The following is a 16,664-nucleotide window of genomic DNA, read 5'->3' on the forward strand; positions in this document are numbered from 1 at the left end:
AGTTCTATAGCAACTTATTCTATTTGAATACAGTAGCTATTGTAGGCTATATAAACGTAAGCTCTGCATCATTATAACTGACAATATACTTAAGTGTGCTAAGCTAATTATAACGATTATTACAAGGCATTTTTATGTTCGTAAAATTCAGCCAGTACGACATATCTAGGGGTTTTGGATCTCGATATGCCTCGAAAATAAAAGGCAGTCTAGTGATGGCACTCGCTGTACTTGTAAGCGCTTGTACCAGTATGACGCCAGAGCCGACTTTAGCCGCTTCTAATATAGAGCCGCCAAGCGTGGCACTAGTACTGGGTGGCGGCGGCGCTAAAGGCTTCGCTCATGTTGGGGTTATAAAAGCACTAGAGGAGAGTGGTATCACCCCGACTCTCGTTGTAGGTACTAGTGTCGGCAGCCTTATTGGTAGTTTGTACGCCAGCGGTTATAACGCCGCGCAGCTAGAGCAATTAGCACTGACAACTCCTGATAGTGCGCTTACGGACTTTACTTGGTCTAATCAAGGCTTCGTTGAAGGTCTAAAGCTCAAAAACTTTATTAATACACAAGTAAAAGAGCGCGATATAGAGGACTTTCCCATTCGTTTTGCGGCTATTGCTGCCGAAAAGCAAACCTTAAAAAAGACTGTGTTTACTACTGGAAATGCAGGTCTTGTCGTGCAAGCGTCTAGTAGCGTACCCAATATCTTTATTGCACCGCGCATTCCTGAGCGCGTTGGCAAAAAATATATCGATGGCGGCGTGGTCAGTTTGGTACCTGTTGATAGCGCTCGCGAGCTGGGGGCTGATATCATCATCGCTGTTGACGTCACTGTCCCTGATAGCGCAGTGGCTACGAGCCCTACCAACAAGCCGCCTACTATCTCCTCTTTAAGTAGCTTTTGGGGCTTACTTGAAAATAACTTTGCACTCAATGCACGTGCATCCTCTAGCCGAACGTCCATGATCAATGAACGCGATCGTGCAGATATTGTTATCACGCCCAAAGTCGGTCACATTAGCTCATTAGATACCAGTCAACGCCGCGCCTTGATAGATGCAGGTGAGCGAGCCACAGCGCAGCAGATGATCGCAATCAAACAATTGATTCAAGATAAAAAAAGGGCAAATACGCGACCCTTTAATCTAACTATAGACAACCAAGTATCATAAAAAAGCACCACAGTGATTGGCTGTAGTGCTTTTTTATAGTCATTCGATAATGCTGCTATTTATTTAACTTTGGCACGGTATTTAACCATCGCCGTATCATTTAGGCCCACACCTTCGATGTCCCAACGCACCGCTTTGTAGTATTTTGGCGCGACGTCTACGAGCTGATTATCAACTCTTGAGCGTAGCGGCATACGGGCAAAGGAGTTGCCATCGACGCTACCATAAGGGAACTCAGGAGCTACTACGCGTATTAACTCGACTTGCTCAGGGATACTCATCGTCACCGTCATCTTACGCACGCGATCGACATTAGTATTGGTAAAATAACCTTGATATTCCAAGACATTACCTGACTCTAGACGCGTATTGGCATCAACAGGTATCAGAGTCTCTTTACCGTTAGCATCCACACCGACAAGGGCTGCGGTCACTGTGCTATTCACCGCTTGTGTACTTGAGGTGCTATTAGTATTAGCACCTGTTTGCATCATCGCAGGGTTATCGACCGCTTGCTCAGGCGTTGGTAGCATCGCTGAGGCCTGCGTCACTGCCATTACACCGATGAGCGTACCTGCGACAACATGAAACAGACGATGACCGCTCCAAGCGGTAAATGGATTGGCAAGATGATTATTTTTTTTCATAAGGTTCATTATCCCTAATTAATATCTTAATAATTGATGTATCAACAAAACATCTTCAGTTATGCGTTATCACTGACAGCTATAGATTAAATAAGTAGCCATTGCTTGAATAATAGCGCTTAGCATAGCAAAAAGTATTTATAGGTATACTAACCCCGTGTTGAGGTTGTGTATATAGTCTATCTACTATAAATATGCTCAAGGCGCATACAAATAAAAAGATAGCTCATAACGGCGTTTTTTGCTATGGTAAATCTTTGCCGATAGACCCTTATTGTCACCCTTTTTCTTCTTTAGACTGCTCTCACTATGACTACTAGCGCTATGCCACAGATTAATCCTGAATATGTCCATTGGTTTCGTAACTCTGCCCCCTATATCAATACTCATCGCGGCAAGACTTTCGTTATTATGTTCGGCGGTGAAGCCGTTCGTCATCCTAATTTTAGTACGCTGATCCACGATTTTGCTTTGCTTCATAGCTTGGGAATCAAACTAGTATTGGTACATGGCGCGCGCCCGCAAATCGAAAAAAACCTCAGTGAGGCAGGCGTTGCCTCCCCTTTGCATCAAGACATCAGAGTGACGCCGCGCGAAGCTATGCCCTATATACTACAAGCGGTTGGTGCTATTCGCTTGCAGATTGAGGCGCAGCTGTCTATGGGGCTTGCCAACTCGCCTATGTATGGCTCTCGTATTGATGCGGTCTCAGGTAACTTTGTTACCGCACGCCCTTATGGAGTTCGTGATGGGGTTGATTATCAAATGACGGGTGAAGTGCGCTCTATTGATATAGAAGCGATCAAAAATAACTTACTTCATGATCACATTGTGATTTTGGGATCAATGGGGTATTCAGCCACAGGTGAAGTCTTTAACTTATTGGCTGAGGATGTTGCACTAAGTGCTGCGGTCGCCCTCGGCGCCGACAAGCTCATACTATTAGGTGCTGAGGCGGGCATCAATGATGATGATCGTCTGCTAAGTGAGATGATCCCTAACGAGGTTGATCGCTTTTTACGAGATCGCGACTTAAATCAAGAGCTCTGCTACTTTTTGCACTGTGCCAGCAAAGCTTGCCGTCAAGGAGTGCACCGCACGCATATCATCTCTTATGCCAAAAACGGTGCTCTATTAGAGGAATTATTTACCCGAGATGGCTCAGGCACGCTTATTAGTCACGACCCTTACGAAGAGATTCGCCGCGCGACTATCGATGATGTGATCGGACTGACTGAGCTGTTGACGCCGCTTGAGGAGCAAGGTATTTTGGTCAGCCGTTCACGTGAGCGCCTAGAGCAAGAGATTGATAACTATAGTGTGATCGAGCGCGACGGTATGATTTTGGGCTGCGCCGCTTTATACCCGCTGAGCAAAGACTCAGCAGAGGTCGCTTGTGTTGCGGTGCATTCTGAATATCGCAATGGCAGCCGCGGTGCTGATTTGCTTGCCTTTTTAGAGCAGCAAGCTCGTAGTCATGGCTTGCACAAACTGTTCGTATTGACTACGCGTACCGCACACTGGTTTGTAGAGCAAGGCTTTAAAGAAGTTGATGCTGAGTCTTTGCCCAAAGATCGCTTAGAGCAGTATCATAACGGTCGCAACTCAAAGGTATTTCAAAAGACCTTATAACTTTAGAATTGTAACTTTAGAATTGTAACTTTAGAATTGTAACCTCGAAATTGTACTCTTAAATATATTAGCCTATCGAAGTTACGATTAATGCAAAAAAGCCCTTCAAATATTGAAGGGCTTTTTTATGCAAGTAGCAGCGTTGTCTACGAACAGCTCATTTGTCTGAGCGGTATGCTATAAGACTATTTGACGTCTATTAATTCAACAACGAATATCAGTGTGCTGTTAGGCTCGATACCTGCGTTGCCCGCTTCGCCATAAGCGATATCACCTGGAATATAGAACTCGTATTTACCGCCTTCTTTCATCAGCTGTAAGCCCTCTGTCCAGCCAGCGATAACTTGGTTCAACGGGAACTCAACTGATTCACCGCGCTCATAAGAGCTATCGAATACAGTACCATCGATGAGTTTACCTTCATAATTCACTTCGACCACGTCTGTCGCTTTAGGGGATTGGCCCGTTCCTGCTTCTAGCACTTTATACTGCAAGCCGCTATCGGTGGTCATCACGCCTTCTTTTGCAGCGTTCGCTGTCAAAAAGGCTTCGCCTGCTGCTTTGTTTTCAACCGCTTGCGTTTGCATATCTTGGACGAATTTCTCTTCTTGCTCTTTTTGATACGTCATCAGTACTTCTTGCATTTGCTCTTGAGTCAACGCGGACTCTTTACCGCCGTAGCCATCACGAAAGCCCATCTCAAAAGTGTCGAGGTTAAGATCTTCGACCGCTTCTTTGTTGCCTTCTGCCATCATAAAACCTAAGCTGTAGCCGACTTTTTCAGTAGCGGTACTTTGCTCAGTGATAGCGACGCTTTGCGCGACCGCTTCTTGATTACCATTATTTGTGCTACAGCCAACTAACAACATGGCACTAGCTAAGGCACTTATACTTAAGGTGGTGATTTTCTTCATAGATTACTCTCAGTGTGAATGAATAATAAGGATACGTGATAGTGGCAACATCATAGCAAATCTTGGATTTGTGAACCATGCCTAGCGCAAAATTATCGATGAAATGTACAGTCTATGTAAGTATTTACCATAACTATAACAACTCATCACACAAATATGGTGGCAGGTTAAGTTTTCTGTCTTTATATTCGGCATTATATCAGCTAAGCTGATTCTGTTAAGTGGATAAGTAACGCGTGGTAACTTTTTATTAAAACGTCAGATTCAAATAGTTAATTTTATTCTCAATTTTGAATACATTCTCTTTGATTGCTTGGTAATTTAACTACGAGTTAACGGCTTTATTATCTAGTGTATAACACCAATTAAAATACTATTTATAATAACTGCCTGTATGAGTTCCCATTATAAAAGTGATCGTTTTGAGGCAGATGTATAAGCTTTAATATGATGACTTTTATTCTGCTACTTATATCTGAAGTTTAATGGAGGACAGGATGAACCCTACGTTTACATCTTTCAATGGATATCTTGGTGGACCTATCGGTTCTATCATCGGCGCTATTCTTATCTTTATCATTGGCTGGCTAGTCGCGTTAGGTATCGCGGCGGTTGTACGCGGTGTGCTGGCAAAAGTGAATGTCAATCAACGTATGAATACCTCAACTGGTAAGACTTACGATATAGAAGGCATTATCTCAAAAATTGTCTTTTGGTTTATCTTTATCATTGCGATATCAGCCGCTCTAAATCAGCTGAATCTAAATTCAATCTCAGCGCCATTTGCTAATATGGTGGGGCAAGTATTGTCCTTTATCCCTAACCTCATAGCTGCGATTGCCGTTGGTGTTATCGGTTGGGTTATTGCTACTGTGGTACGTACTGCTATCAATACAGGCCTATCCAAAACGTCAATGGATGAGCGGTTGAGTGCCCAAGCTGGCGTAAAACCTATGAGTAGCACTATTGCTGACATGGTGTATTGGTTCATCTTACTTATCGTTTTGACGATGGTACTAGGCCAATTAGAGCTTGATGGCTTGTTTGCTCCTTTGACGAATATGGTCGACAAGATCTTTAGCTTTATTCCTAATATCTTGATCGCAGCGGTCGTCTTTGTGGTGGGTTATATCATTGCTAAAGTCGTACGCGGTATCGTAACCAATCTTGTCTCTACTTTTGATGTACAAAAACTGGCGTCAAAAGCAGGTTTGAGCGAAGAGAACAGCCTACCTAACATCGCAGGTTCTTTAGCGTTTTTAGTTGTCATCATCCCAACGATTATCGCTGCACTTAACGCGCTAAAAGTTGAAGTGATTGCTCGTCCAGCAACAAACATGTTGAACAAAATCATGGAAGCTTTGCCAAATATCTTTATGGCAGCAGCGATCTTGATCGTAACTTTCTATGTTATTCGCATGGTTGCTAACATCATCAAAGGGTTAATCGAAAACACGCAGATTAATCAATTGCCAGCCAAAGTCGGTCTACAAGAGACAATGGGCGACAAGCGAGTATCTGACGTTGTAGGTTATGCAATTATCTTCTTCGCTATGTTGTTCGCTGCTGTTGCCGCCGCTGACTTATTAGGCTTTGAGCCTATCTCAGCGATCATCACGATGTTCATCGCTTTTGGTGCCAACATCATCTTGGGCGCAATCATCCTATTCATCGGTTTTTGGCTTGCCAATATCATTGCCGGTGTCGTTGAGCGCTCTGAGCAAGGATCACAGTTTTTAGCAAATATCGTACGTGTATTGATTATGGGCTTAGTACTAGCCATGGGTCTAAAAGCGATGGGTATCGCTGACTCTATCGTCAACTTAGCATTCGGTCTAACGTTAGGCGCGGTTGCGGTTGCCTTTGCCCTCTCATTTGGTCTTGGTGGTCAAGAAGCTGCTGCTCGCTTCTTACGTAAGATGCAAGACAAAATGGACAAAGAGCGCGAACAAGCCAAAGCCAAATCAGCGCTTACGCCTAATCGTAGTACGCAAGACAAAGTAGCGGACGCGGTGCGCGAAAACACGCCAAGCGCTGCTACTGCTGATGCGACTAACACTACGGTTGCATCGACTACAGGTACTACTAATACAGCAACTTCTGCTACTGATTTTAGTACAGATACTGTTGATACTAGCAAGCTTGGGTCTGACTCTGTTGACACCACTGATGTCGAAAACAACACTCGTTCAAACTTGTTGTCTGATCAAGGTCTTAATAACCTAAACGATGACAACAAGTAAGATTGACTAATTTAAAGTAAAAAAGACAGCCTAGGCTGTCTTTTTTTTGGTGACTGTTTTGAGAACTATTTTGAGAGTAGCGTTTAGAAAACATAGACAAGTGATTGTTTACTGTCTCAAACTAGGGTTTGTCCTTACGGGCTGGAATAGAGAGATTCAATTGCATACTAGGTAGCGTTTTGAGCTTATCTCTTGGGCTTAGCTGAGTATTTTCACTACCCAAAGGAGTCGGTAATTCAGGCTCAGACGCATCTTTGCTATGAGTTTGGCGTGTCGTTGAAGGCTGATTGCTCTCTTCTTGCTCAAGAATTTTTGGTTTAAGATTTTGAATCTGTTTGGTCAGTTGTCGCTCTTTTTGGGTAGTCGCATCAATAGGCTGTATCCATAGATCAATATCCATAAAAGTGTCTTCGTTTTCAGTAATAAAATCGATACCTAGTACGATGACATGATGTAGCTCTGCGAGTGGCAACCGTGTTGCCACTTCTAGTGCGATGTCTCCAAGCTTAGGTTGAATCACTGCTTTGATCTGCTGTCCGCCTTCAACTTCACCATAAAATATCAGAACATAATGTCGACCCAAATGCTCGTATGAATGCTGATGCACGACGTAACCACTTCGTTTAAGCGCTTGGTCTTGTTTGGGATGCCTATACAAGGTACGAACCAACTCATGACGCGAAAACAACGACTCATCCAATAATTGTTTTTGCCATTGTATAGACCTTGGTTCTAGACGATAGCCTCTTTTGTCAGTTGACGGTTTGGCATCAACCGTCATTAGCATCTGCATGATGAGCTGTGACCATAGGGTCGCAGCTTGCTGCATATGACCTCGATACATAGGCAATGTCTTACTTTTGGTTTTTTGCGCAAGCTTCATACTGATCAGCGCTGAGTTGGGCTTGTCTTGCATGTCATAATTTATTAAAGCATTGTCAATAGCGATGGCTTGCGTGAACAAAATATCATCACTCATAAAGTTATCGAGTACTTTTTGCTCTGAATCAAAATCTACAGTGTCATCTAGCGCTGAGCGTTGCATATGTGCCAGATAGTAATTCAAAAATCGCCATAGCTCACAAGGAGTCTGTAACGTTGATACCATAGCGTACCAGTCCTGCTGACTAAAAACTTGTAACTGCTGGACATCTTCGCTCATATCGACAACTAAATCCTCCATGAAGTAGCGCGCGCCAAAACTGTGCTCAAAAGAGGTCTTCTGATGAGTCTGCATGCTTTGAAGATCTGTTGCATTAGCATGGTCGTCATGAGTATAAAGCTGAATATCAAAAGTTAGTAAATTATGACTGTCTAAACTATCATCAGTAGATTGCATCAAAAATAGCTTATGCCATACCAAGGCAGCTTTTATCATAGCCATGCGCTTGCTTTTGATCACACTGACACGGCTTTGTAGGGGCAAATACAGAGTAAGCTCTACTACATTCATTTTGCCTAATGGCAACTGATAGCGGTGTAGCACAGCGTGATAAGGCACGGTATCCACTTCGGTAACAGGTAGGGTAATCTCAACAGGCTTAGCCGCCAAATAACAGAGCAGATCTTTGGCCAAAGATGGACGTTTAAGTAGTGGGTTTTTAGACAAAATAAGACCCTTATAATAGTAGATCAAAATGACTGATGGTAAGCACTCTTGGTAGTCAGTACAACTGTTTTGCTGCCTTGTACTAGAAGTATATTATGGCAAAAAACACTATACATAAGAACCATTATACATAGTCGCTTTCAGAGCAATGACTTGCTATGATGAACAAAAATGACTGTGCACCACGCAGCAATACTTTCGATATAACAGTCTTGATATAACCATATGGCTTGATACAACAGTCTTGGTAAACCCTTTATACTTATAAATAATAGTACTGACTTATCTGCTCATCATAACAAGGATTTTAGATTATGAAACGTTTTAAAGAAAAAACCGTCATCGTAACTGGCGCAGGCTCTGGTATGGGTCGAGCGACGGCTATCCGTTTCGCCAACGAAGGCGCCAGCGTTGTTCTAGTGGGGCGTACCGCTGAGACTTTAGAGAAGACAGCAGAAGAGTTTCCACAAGATAATACCTGGATTCATTCAGATAACTATATGGTTATCATCTGCGATATTAGCGATCAAAGCCAAGTGCAAGAGATGGTAAAACGTACGATAGATAAGTTTGGACAGCTAGATATCTTAGTGAACAACGCGGGTAAAGCGACTTCAGGTAAAATTACAGAGCTCTCAGCAGAGGAATGGCAGTCATCAATTAATGTCAATTTAAACGGCACTTTTTATGTCTGTAAAGCCGCTATGCCGCATCTCATCAAGACAAAAGGCAACATCATCAATGTCTCATCGCTATCTGGTATGGGTGGCGACTGGAACATGGCAGCCTACAATGCTGCCAAAGCTGGCGTGACCAACTTAACTCGTACATTAGCACTCGATCATGGCCCTGACGGTGTACGTGTCAATGCGGTCAATCCTAGTGTCACTAAGACAGGTATGACCAGCGCTATCCAAAACAGTGATGATAAGACCAATCAGTTTTTGGCACGTTGTCCATTAGGCCGGCTAGCAACACCTGAAGATATTGCAGGTGCCATTACCTTTTTGGCAAGTGAAGATGCATCAATGATTACTGGCGTTAACTTGCCAGTCGATGGCGGCGTTAGTGCTTCAAATGGACAACCGCACTTTTGACAAAGTAAGTCGATAAGCAACTGATAGTGTCAAAAATCACAGTATCAGAGCTTATTATTTAGAATATACAGAGTCAAAAAAAGATAGCATCGATCGGTGCTATCTTTTAGTTTTAAGGGTTATAAATCTTCGTTATTCACATCTTGTAGCGGCTTAGACAAGCGTTCAGGATGTCTTGGCATAACCCCTCGATACTGCTCATATATCTTTGGCAGATCAGCGTCGATATCTCCGGTGGGATATACAGGAGACAAGAATCGAACTTGTTTTGTCTTATAATCTAACGCTACCGGTAGAATTGGTACATTAGCGCCTAGTGCCAAATAATAAAACCCTGTTTTCCATTTATCCGTATAATCGCGCGTACCCTCTGGTGATAAACCCAAAAACAACGGCTCGCCACTTTTAAACTTGTCGATGCTCGCTTGCAAAACGGAGCCTTTATTGCTGCGGTCGATAGGGATAATACCCATCCAGCGTAATAGTTGCGCCAATACTGGTACTTTAAATAAAGTGTGCTTGCCCATAATGCTGATTTTTATATCTAGTGCAAACAGATTAGGCAGGGCATAGACACCGTCGACATTGGACGTGTGCGGCAGTGCCAACACCACTGCTTGTGAGATATCGGGAATCTCACCAACCGTACGCCACCCCATAGCATTTGTTAATGCTGAAGCAATAACTGGCGTTAACTTATTGCCACGTTTAGGGATTTTACTACCCAAGTCCTGCCGACTCAGTTTCGGTAACTTGGTAGATTTTTTTGGCTTTGATGGGTCAGATTTCATGAGGGCACCGCATAATAAAGAATAGACTCATCATACCATTAACCCAAGACTACCGAGCCGACTTTTATAGACACTTATCACCGCAAAGCTGACCTAAAAACGACTCATGACGGCTACTAAACGGGGATATCTGCTAAGTTGCCTTTGTCCTCAAGCCACACTTTGCGATCAGAAGAGCGTTTTTTGGCGAGTAGCATGTCCATAATACTATTGGTCAATGCCATATCGTCCATATCGAGCTGTACTAGACGACGCGTATCACGGTTCATAGTAGTCTCACGTAACTGTTCGGCACTCATTTCACCTAAACCTTTAAAGCGGGTAATCTGCGCCTTTTTATTGCCCGGCACGCCTGCCAAGATATGCTGAAGCTCAGGCTCATCGAGCGCGTAATGCACATCTTTACCGACATCAACGCGATATAGTGGCGGCATCGCTACAAATAGATGACCAGCGTCTACCAAAGCTGGAAAATGCTTCACAAACAAAGCGCAGATCAAAGTGGCGATGTGTAAACCATCAGAGTCGGCATCGGCTAGAATACAAACCTTATCATAACGCAGCTCAGAGAGATCATCAGAGGCAGGATCAACACCGATAGCGATAGCAATGTCATGAATCTCTTGGCTCGATAGTACAGTGTCGGAGGACACCTCCCACGTGTTCAGAATCTTACCACGCAGTGGCAGTATCGCCTGATAGTGACGATCGCGCGCTTGCTTCGCACTACCGCCAGCAGAGTCACCCTCTACCAAGAACAGCTCTGCCCCATCCCGCAAATCACCACGACAATCAGCCAGTTTCCCTGGCAAGGCTGGACCTTGAGTGATCTTTTTACGGGCGACTTTTTTGGCAGACTTTAGGCGACGTCCTGCTTTGTTAATGGCCAGCTCTGCAATCTGCGCACCTAAGTCTGCGTGCTGATTGAGCCACAAGCTAAAAGCATCTTTGGCAAGCGTTTGTACCGCGCCAGCCGCTTCTCGGCTCGATAGCCGCTCTTTGGTCTGACCTGAGAACTGCGGCTCAGAAAATTTGAGCGATAGAATATAATTAATACCGTCCCACACATCTTCGCCTGTGAGTTTGACATTACGTGGCAATAAGTTATGAATGTCGCAAAACTCGCGCAGCGCCTCCAAAATACCCGTACGCAAGCCATTGACGTGCGTGCCGCCTTGCGCCGTTGGAATGAGATTGACGTAGCTCTCTTGAATCGGCGTACCACCCTCAGGCAACCAAGATAACGCAAAGGTAATAGCAGCACGTTCGCCGTTCTGGGCGTCATGATTATAATAAAAAGGTATAGACGGCAGCGTCTCTAGACCATCTAGCTGCTCGGTCAGATACTCAACGACACCGTCAGTGAACTGCCAAACGATTTTTTCATTATTGATGCTATCAGTAAATTCGATAGTCAGACCTGCTGCCAATACCGCTTTTGCCTTTAGGTTATGCTTGAGCTGCTTTACATTGAACTTCGGCGTATCAAAGAAGCTACCATCGACCCAGAACCGCACTCTAGTACCGCGTTTACGCTTATTCGGACTAACTGATTCGACTAACTGGGTTACTGGCGCGCCATTCTCTAACGCCATATCAAATTGAGTCGCATCACGCCAAACGGTGACTTCAACGCGAGTAGATAATGCATTCACAACCGAAATACCGACGCCATGCAAGCCACCTGAGACCTCATAGTTGGAGGTAGAGAACTTACCGCCCGCATGCAGGCGCGTCAAAATAAGCTCAATGCCCGTCTGATTGAATTCAGGGTGTACGTCAGTCGGCATACCACGGCCATCATCTTCTACAGATAACGAGCCGTCTTCATGCAATTGAACTTTGATGGTTTTGGCAAAGCCTGCCAATGCCTCATCGACCGAATTATCGATGACTTCCTGCGCCAAATGGTTGGGACGCGTGGTGTCGGTATACATACCAGGACGACGACGTACGGGTTCAAGACCTTCTAATACTTCTAACGATTGCGCATTATATTGACTCACAAATGCATCCTTTATTATTCGTATATGATTAATTCTATTGTTCTATTATAACCAAAAATAGAGCGCTAAAGGCCTATAGTTATGAGCTTGCGTCAGATAATGTCGTCTATTACTACTATCAGTCAAGCGAGCTGAAATCATTACAATTGCTTCAACGTTTCAATAACTAATGGTAAGTGTTTAGAGAAGTCACTAAAGCGATGATCACCGCCTTGTTGAATAGTTACCGTTGCGCCTTGCTGACGATAGAACGCTGCTGATAAATTAGCATCGAGTAATTCATCGCTTTGTTTGAGCATCACCGCCACTTGGCTTGGATTGTCCACAGTCAGTAGTTGATGATCGGCAAACCATTGCAAATCTGCTTTGGTAACGGCCCAACCACCTGACGTCGTATGTAGCACCTTTTGATTACCATCATCGGTCTTCAAAGTATCAGCCCCTTTATCTTCTTCAAAGCGCTGCAAGGTAATATGTGGCTGCATACTTGGATTGATGAGTAGCGCAGGACAACCCGTCTCGTTGCTCACTAGAGTAGAGAAATAACCACCCAATGAGCTACCGACTAGCACGACTTTATCATTACCGCTTACGCTATTTATCATACTTACCAATTTATCAAATACTACTTGCGGTGATTGATTTAGATCAGGACGATGAATAGTGATATCAGGATGATGCTTTTCGCAGTAGCCTTCTAGCAAGAGACCTTTGGTAGAATTGGCATCGCTATCTAAGCCATGGACATAAATCACATTCATAACTGGTCTCATCCCTATCATTCGTTATACTATAAAACTAAAATATCAAAATTATAAGCTGAGCATAGCATGAGCTGAGCGTCACGAGTAATGACAAACAAGCATATTACTAGTCACTTGCTAATAACTTGTTAGCTATTGATAAAATTATTATTATGAAATAACAAATGACATCACTAATTAAGGAGGCGCTATGACTCAACAGATTGAACTGTTTGACATTGCCAATCCCTGCGTTAGTGTGTGCGAGGTCAATAAAAAGGGCTATTGCTTCGGCTGCCTGCGCAGTCGTACTGAGCGTCAACTATGGCTAAGCATGAGTACGGAGCAGCGTCGTGAGGTATTAAGGCTAATCGTAGGACGTAAGCAGCGTATCGAGCAGATGCGACTGCTTAAAGGGCAACAGTTAGGCTTTGATTTTGAGGTAGTGGTCGAGGCTGGGGAGTTGTTTTAGATATGTAGACTTAAATAATCTACTAATAACTTAGTAGTTATCTTGGCTAGCTCAACTGTATTCAGTAATTTAGGCGTGTTAGCTAAAATACTAGGTTTAAGTGCTTTTAAAATAAAACTTTGCTTACAACATTTATTAAAGTGCTAACAGTACGCAGCGAACTTTTATCAAAAAGTGTAGCGTAGTCAAATGATAGCAAATAAATATAGCTCAGAATTGAGTTCTAGTTCAATTCGCTTATTGAGAAACTCTCCCAATCCACTCGTTATATATAAAATCAATCAAAAACTTCAACTTCTCGTAATCATAATTACCATTGTTATGATTGAACTTTAGGAACTTTCTTGTATGTCTATCTTTATCAATCAATTCACCTTGATAAGCATCCAATGATTTATTATATGAAGTCCATCTAATACAAGATTCCGTACTGTCAATGACTGAATGATCTAAGAAACATTCAATGGCTACAGCTGTACCGTTAATATTTTCGAAGCTTTCACCTTGTGGACCTATTGTCTTATAAGATTCAAAAGATGCGTGATTTGGTAGCTTGATAATATGCATATTGGATGGAACATCCATTTCACTTAGCTGATTGTATTTAGCCACACCTGCTACGTCATTATCAAATATAACTAAAACATTTTTTTCAATGCCAATACTTATAAGCCCTTTACAGAAGTTATAAAGGTTCCCATCTCCCGTAAATGGATAATTATCCTCCATGTCGATAAATTTGAAAAAATCAGAGATATCTAAATATAATAACTGTATGGCTTTCTTTAGTATGTGAGTATCTGACGAACCTTCTGTAACAAATAAAATTTCCTGACCTACACCTACTTTTTCAAAAATTTCATCTCTACGAACCCAGCCATTATTGACTATATCAGCATAACTCCAAAAAACATCAAGATCATTATTAGCCTGATTTTCAGCTAAAATACGTAATGTAATATAAGGATCAATATTCTCAAAGACCAATCCAATATCTTTATCTACTATCTCTGACAAATTATGTATTTTATTAAATTCTGAGTGTTTAAATAAGTACTTGGAAAGGAACTCTCCAGGGTTATAATCTTCCCACTCATCACCAAGCGTCATTTTAGAAATATCTAAATTAGATATAATTGAGTAGAAATCGTCAAATGGTAGAGGTATATCAGGATAATACTCTGGAACTTCATTTAAATGATCTTCATACTGCTTTTTAAGAGAATCTAGATTGTAGCCAAGAAGGTCTAAACGTCTTTTTGTTGATCCAAGTTTTCGACTTAAGCCTTCTTTATATTCAATAATATTATCCGAATAATAATAAGGGATATCTTTTACATCACTGAGCTGAAATAAAGAGCCATGATCGCTGTAATAGTTATTTTTACCCCAATCTAATTCTAGTTTCCCAATACCAAATGAAACCATTGAACCCATATATATTTCCTCGATTCACTAATAATTAGTTAACCAAGTTAGTTTAGCAGTTAATTTTTATATCATGAGTATCTTTTTAACCACGCACAAAGAAAAGCCCCCTCCGCGTTAGCGAAGGGGGCTTTATCTAGAATAGAGAGCTAACGATGACCTGAGCGCCGTAAAAATTGCATGTCAATTTTAGGCAGCGCAAGAGCCAATCCTTTAAATAGGATTGGCTGCGTAGATCACATGGGCGAACCACACTACCATTGGCGCTACGATGTTTCACTTCTGAGTTCGGTAAGGGATCAGATGGTTTTGTCACGATATTGTCGCCGACTGAAACAAATTAATCTTCTTTTACACATTACCAATATTTATCATAAATAACTTTAGCCAAACTTTTATAAAATAGTCGAGAATTTTACTTCACTCTACTAACGGTTAGGTAACTGACTATGCTAAAGAAATTATTTAAACCAAAATTTGTCAAATACGATAATAAGTACATTACCTTAACCAAAGAAGATGACAAGATTATCGATACGATTACCGAAGATATTCGTCTGTTTGTCAAAAAGAGCAAAGCGTTAAACGATACTGATCATCATACCCGCGCCGTCCATGCCAAGAGCTATTGCGGCTTCAAAGCAAAGTTCGAAATCTTAGACAACCTGCCTAAAGAATACGCTCAGGGTCTATACGCCAAACCCAGTATTCATGACGCGGCAATCAGATTCTCTAATTCATCATCGGCAATTGATGCTGATAGGAGACTAGGGTTAGCGATTGGACTAGCGATAAAGATATTTGATGTTCCCGGTAAAAAGCTAGCACCAGGCGAAGAAGACAGCCAAAATGTGGATTATGCGCTAGTAAATAGTCCTATCTTCTTTACCAATCAGCTCACAGATTATGCTTATTTATCCAAGCTTAACTTTGGACTTAATGGTTATCTAGGCGAAGGTTTGATAGGTAGAGGCAAGTTCGTCTTCAACTGGTTGACTCATTACGGCAAAGAGCTCCCTGATATCGAAGGGGTACGCACGCTCAATGCTTTTAGAAAGATACTCACTACTGCGCCGAAGAATCCACTACTTTATAGCTTCTTTTCACAAGGCGCGTTTCGTCATGGCGATTACATGGCAAAGGTAAGAGTGAAGCCTACCGAAGCTTCTAATGCCAAGGTCAAGCAGCGTACCATTCATCTATTCACCAAAGACGAAGCCATTCGTCCAACGATCATCGATGAAATCAGAGAGCACGACTATCAGTTCGACATTCAAATTCAGCTTTGTCAAAATATTAAGAAGCAGCCTATTGAGGGGCTGACCAAAGAATGGAAGGAGTTGGATGCGCCATTTGTTACGGTGGCGACTTTGACCATACCTTGTCAGGATATTCCCGAGGACGGTAACGTAGCGGCGATAGAAGACGTGAGCTTTACCACGTTTCGCTGTTTAGAAGAGAATCGTCCAATCGGTAAGTTACAGCAGTCACGTTTGCGAGCTTATCAAGCGTCTTCTAAAGCCCGTCATGAGCATAACGCAGCTAAGCGCGAAGAGCCTACTAGCTTAAAGCAGATCTTTAATAAGTCAGCTGCGGAGTAATTAGCTTGCTTACCATAAACGCTTAAAGTAAAACCATCATTCTTACGAGTGATGGTCTTTTTATATAAACCCCTGACGAAACAAAACCCCCTCACGCGTTAGCGTAAGGGGGTTTTGAGGAATAGAGCGCTGACGATGACCTACTCTCACATGGCCGGAGCCACACTACCATTGGCGCTACGATGTTTCACTTCTGAGTTCGGGAAGGGATCAGGTGGTGCCATCGTGCTATTGTCGTCAGCAAAGGGGTTAGATATGAGTCTGTGTTGTTTTACTTATTTTGACTAAGTATCACTATTCCTGAATCAAGGA

13 protein-coding genes and 2 rRNA genes are annotated in these 16,664 nt (G+C 42.6%); 6 read left to right on the plus strand and 9 right to left on the minus strand.

The window, feature by feature from the left end; genetic code table 11:
* Positions 1–134: 134 nt before the first annotated feature.
* Entirely contained in the window at positions 135–1,169 is a 1,035-nt protein-coding gene (locus ACR64G_RS11690; RefSeq protein WP_435979452.1) for a patatin-like phospholipase family protein, read from the plus strand.
* A 59-nt stretch (positions 1,170–1,228) separates the two neighbouring features.
* On the opposite strand, the gene ACR64G_RS11695 is transcribed toward ACR64G_RS11690, so the two are convergent.
* On the minus strand, positions 1,229–1,816 hold the full coding sequence (locus ACR64G_RS11695; RefSeq protein ID WP_435979453.1) for a hypothetical protein: 588 nt from the start codon (positions 1,814–1,816) through the stop codon (positions 1,229–1,231).
* 309 nt (positions 1,817–2,125) lie between these two features.
* On the opposite strand from ACR64G_RS11695, the gene argA reads away from it, so the two are divergent.
* Positions 2,126–3,448, plus strand: coding sequence for an amino-acid N-acetyltransferase (argA, locus tag ACR64G_RS11700; protein WP_435979454.1), 1,323 nt, complete (start codon positions 2,126–2,128; stop codon positions 3,446–3,448).
* Between the two features lie 185 nt (positions 3,449–3,633).
* Here the strand turns inward: argA and ACR64G_RS11705 are convergent, their stop codons facing one another.
* Positions 3,634–4,362, minus strand: a complete 729-nt coding sequence (locus tag ACR64G_RS11705) for an FKBP-type peptidyl-prolyl cis-trans isomerase (protein WP_435979455.1) — start codon at positions 4,360–4,362, stop codon at positions 3,634–3,636.
* Positions 4,363–4,859: 497 nt separating this feature from the next.
* Between ACR64G_RS11705 and ACR64G_RS11710 the strand changes: the two genes are divergently transcribed.
* Complete coding sequence (locus tag ACR64G_RS11710) at positions 4,860–6,605, plus strand: mechanosensitive ion channel (protein WP_435979456.1); 1,746 nt, start codon at positions 4,860–4,862, stop codon at positions 6,603–6,605.
* 121 nt (positions 6,606–6,726) lie between these two features.
* Here the strand turns inward: ACR64G_RS11710 and ACR64G_RS11715 are convergent, their stop codons facing one another.
* Entirely contained in the window at positions 6,727–8,214 is a 1,488-nt protein-coding gene (locus ACR64G_RS11715; RefSeq protein ID WP_435979457.1) for a hypothetical protein, read from the minus strand.
* 314 nt (positions 8,215–8,528) lie between these two features.
* Between ACR64G_RS11715 and ACR64G_RS11720 the strand changes: the two genes are divergently transcribed.
* The gene (locus ACR64G_RS11720) at positions 8,529–9,311 is read left to right on the plus strand and encodes an SDR family NAD(P)-dependent oxidoreductase (protein ID WP_435979458.1); all 783 of its coding nucleotides are present in this window, start codon (positions 8,529–8,531) and stop codon (positions 9,309–9,311) included.
* Positions 9,312–9,430: 119 nt separating this feature from the next.
* Here ACR64G_RS11720 and ACR64G_RS11725 read toward each other — a convergent pair whose 3' ends face one another.
* The 3 genes from ACR64G_RS11725 to ACR64G_RS11735 all read right to left on the minus strand — a co-directional run bounded on the left by ACR64G_RS11725 (position 9,431) and on the right by ACR64G_RS11735 (position 12,869).
* Positions 9,431–10,102, minus strand: a complete 672-nt coding sequence (locus tag ACR64G_RS11725; protein ID WP_435979459.1) for a lysophospholipid acyltransferase family protein — start codon at positions 10,100–10,102, stop codon at positions 9,431–9,433.
* A 116-nt stretch (positions 10,103–10,218) separates the two neighbouring features.
* A complete protein-coding gene (gene parE, locus ACR64G_RS11730) occupies positions 10,219–12,108 on the minus strand; it encodes a DNA topoisomerase IV subunit B (protein ID WP_435979460.1) in 1,890 nt (629 codons plus the stop codon).
* A 140-nt stretch (positions 12,109–12,248) separates the two neighbouring features.
* On the minus strand, positions 12,249–12,869 hold the full coding sequence (locus ACR64G_RS11735) for a YqiA/YcfP family alpha/beta fold hydrolase (protein ID WP_435979461.1): 621 nt from the start codon (positions 12,867–12,869) through the stop codon (positions 12,249–12,251).
* 193 nt (positions 12,870–13,062) lie between these two features.
* Between ACR64G_RS11735 and ACR64G_RS11740 the strand changes: the two genes are divergently transcribed.
* Entirely contained in the window at positions 13,063–13,323 is a 261-nt protein-coding gene (locus ACR64G_RS11740; RefSeq protein WP_435979462.1) for a DUF1289 domain-containing protein, read from the plus strand.
* A gap of 237 nt (positions 13,324–13,560) precedes the next feature.
* Here the strand turns inward: ACR64G_RS11740 and ACR64G_RS11745 are convergent, their stop codons facing one another.
* Both ACR64G_RS11745 and rrf (ACR64G_RS11750) read right to left on the minus strand, forming a co-directional pair.
* A complete protein-coding gene (locus ACR64G_RS11745; protein ID WP_435979463.1) occupies positions 13,561–14,760 on the minus strand; it encodes a HEPN/Toprim-associated domain-containing protein in 1,200 nt (399 codons plus the stop codon).
* 230 nt (positions 14,761–14,990) lie between these two features.
* A 5S ribosomal RNA gene (gene rrf, locus ACR64G_RS11750) occupies positions 14,991–15,082 on the minus strand.
* 118 nt (positions 15,083–15,200) lie between these two features.
* On the opposite strand from rrf (ACR64G_RS11750), the gene ACR64G_RS11755 reads away from it, so the two are divergent.
* Entirely contained in the window at positions 15,201–16,352 is a 1,152-nt protein-coding gene (locus ACR64G_RS11755; protein WP_435979464.1) for a catalase family protein, read from the plus strand.
* A gap of 127 nt (positions 16,353–16,479) precedes the next feature.
* Here the strand turns inward: ACR64G_RS11755 and rrf (ACR64G_RS11760) are convergent.
* Positions 16,480–16,594, minus strand: a 5S ribosomal RNA gene (gene rrf / locus ACR64G_RS11760).
* Positions 16,595–16,664 lie beyond the last annotated feature (70 nt).

The sequence above is a fragment of the Psychrobacter sp. DM4 genome (assembly GCF_051307035.1).
Lineage (GTDB): Bacteria > Pseudomonadota > Gammaproteobacteria > Pseudomonadales > Moraxellaceae > Psychrobacter.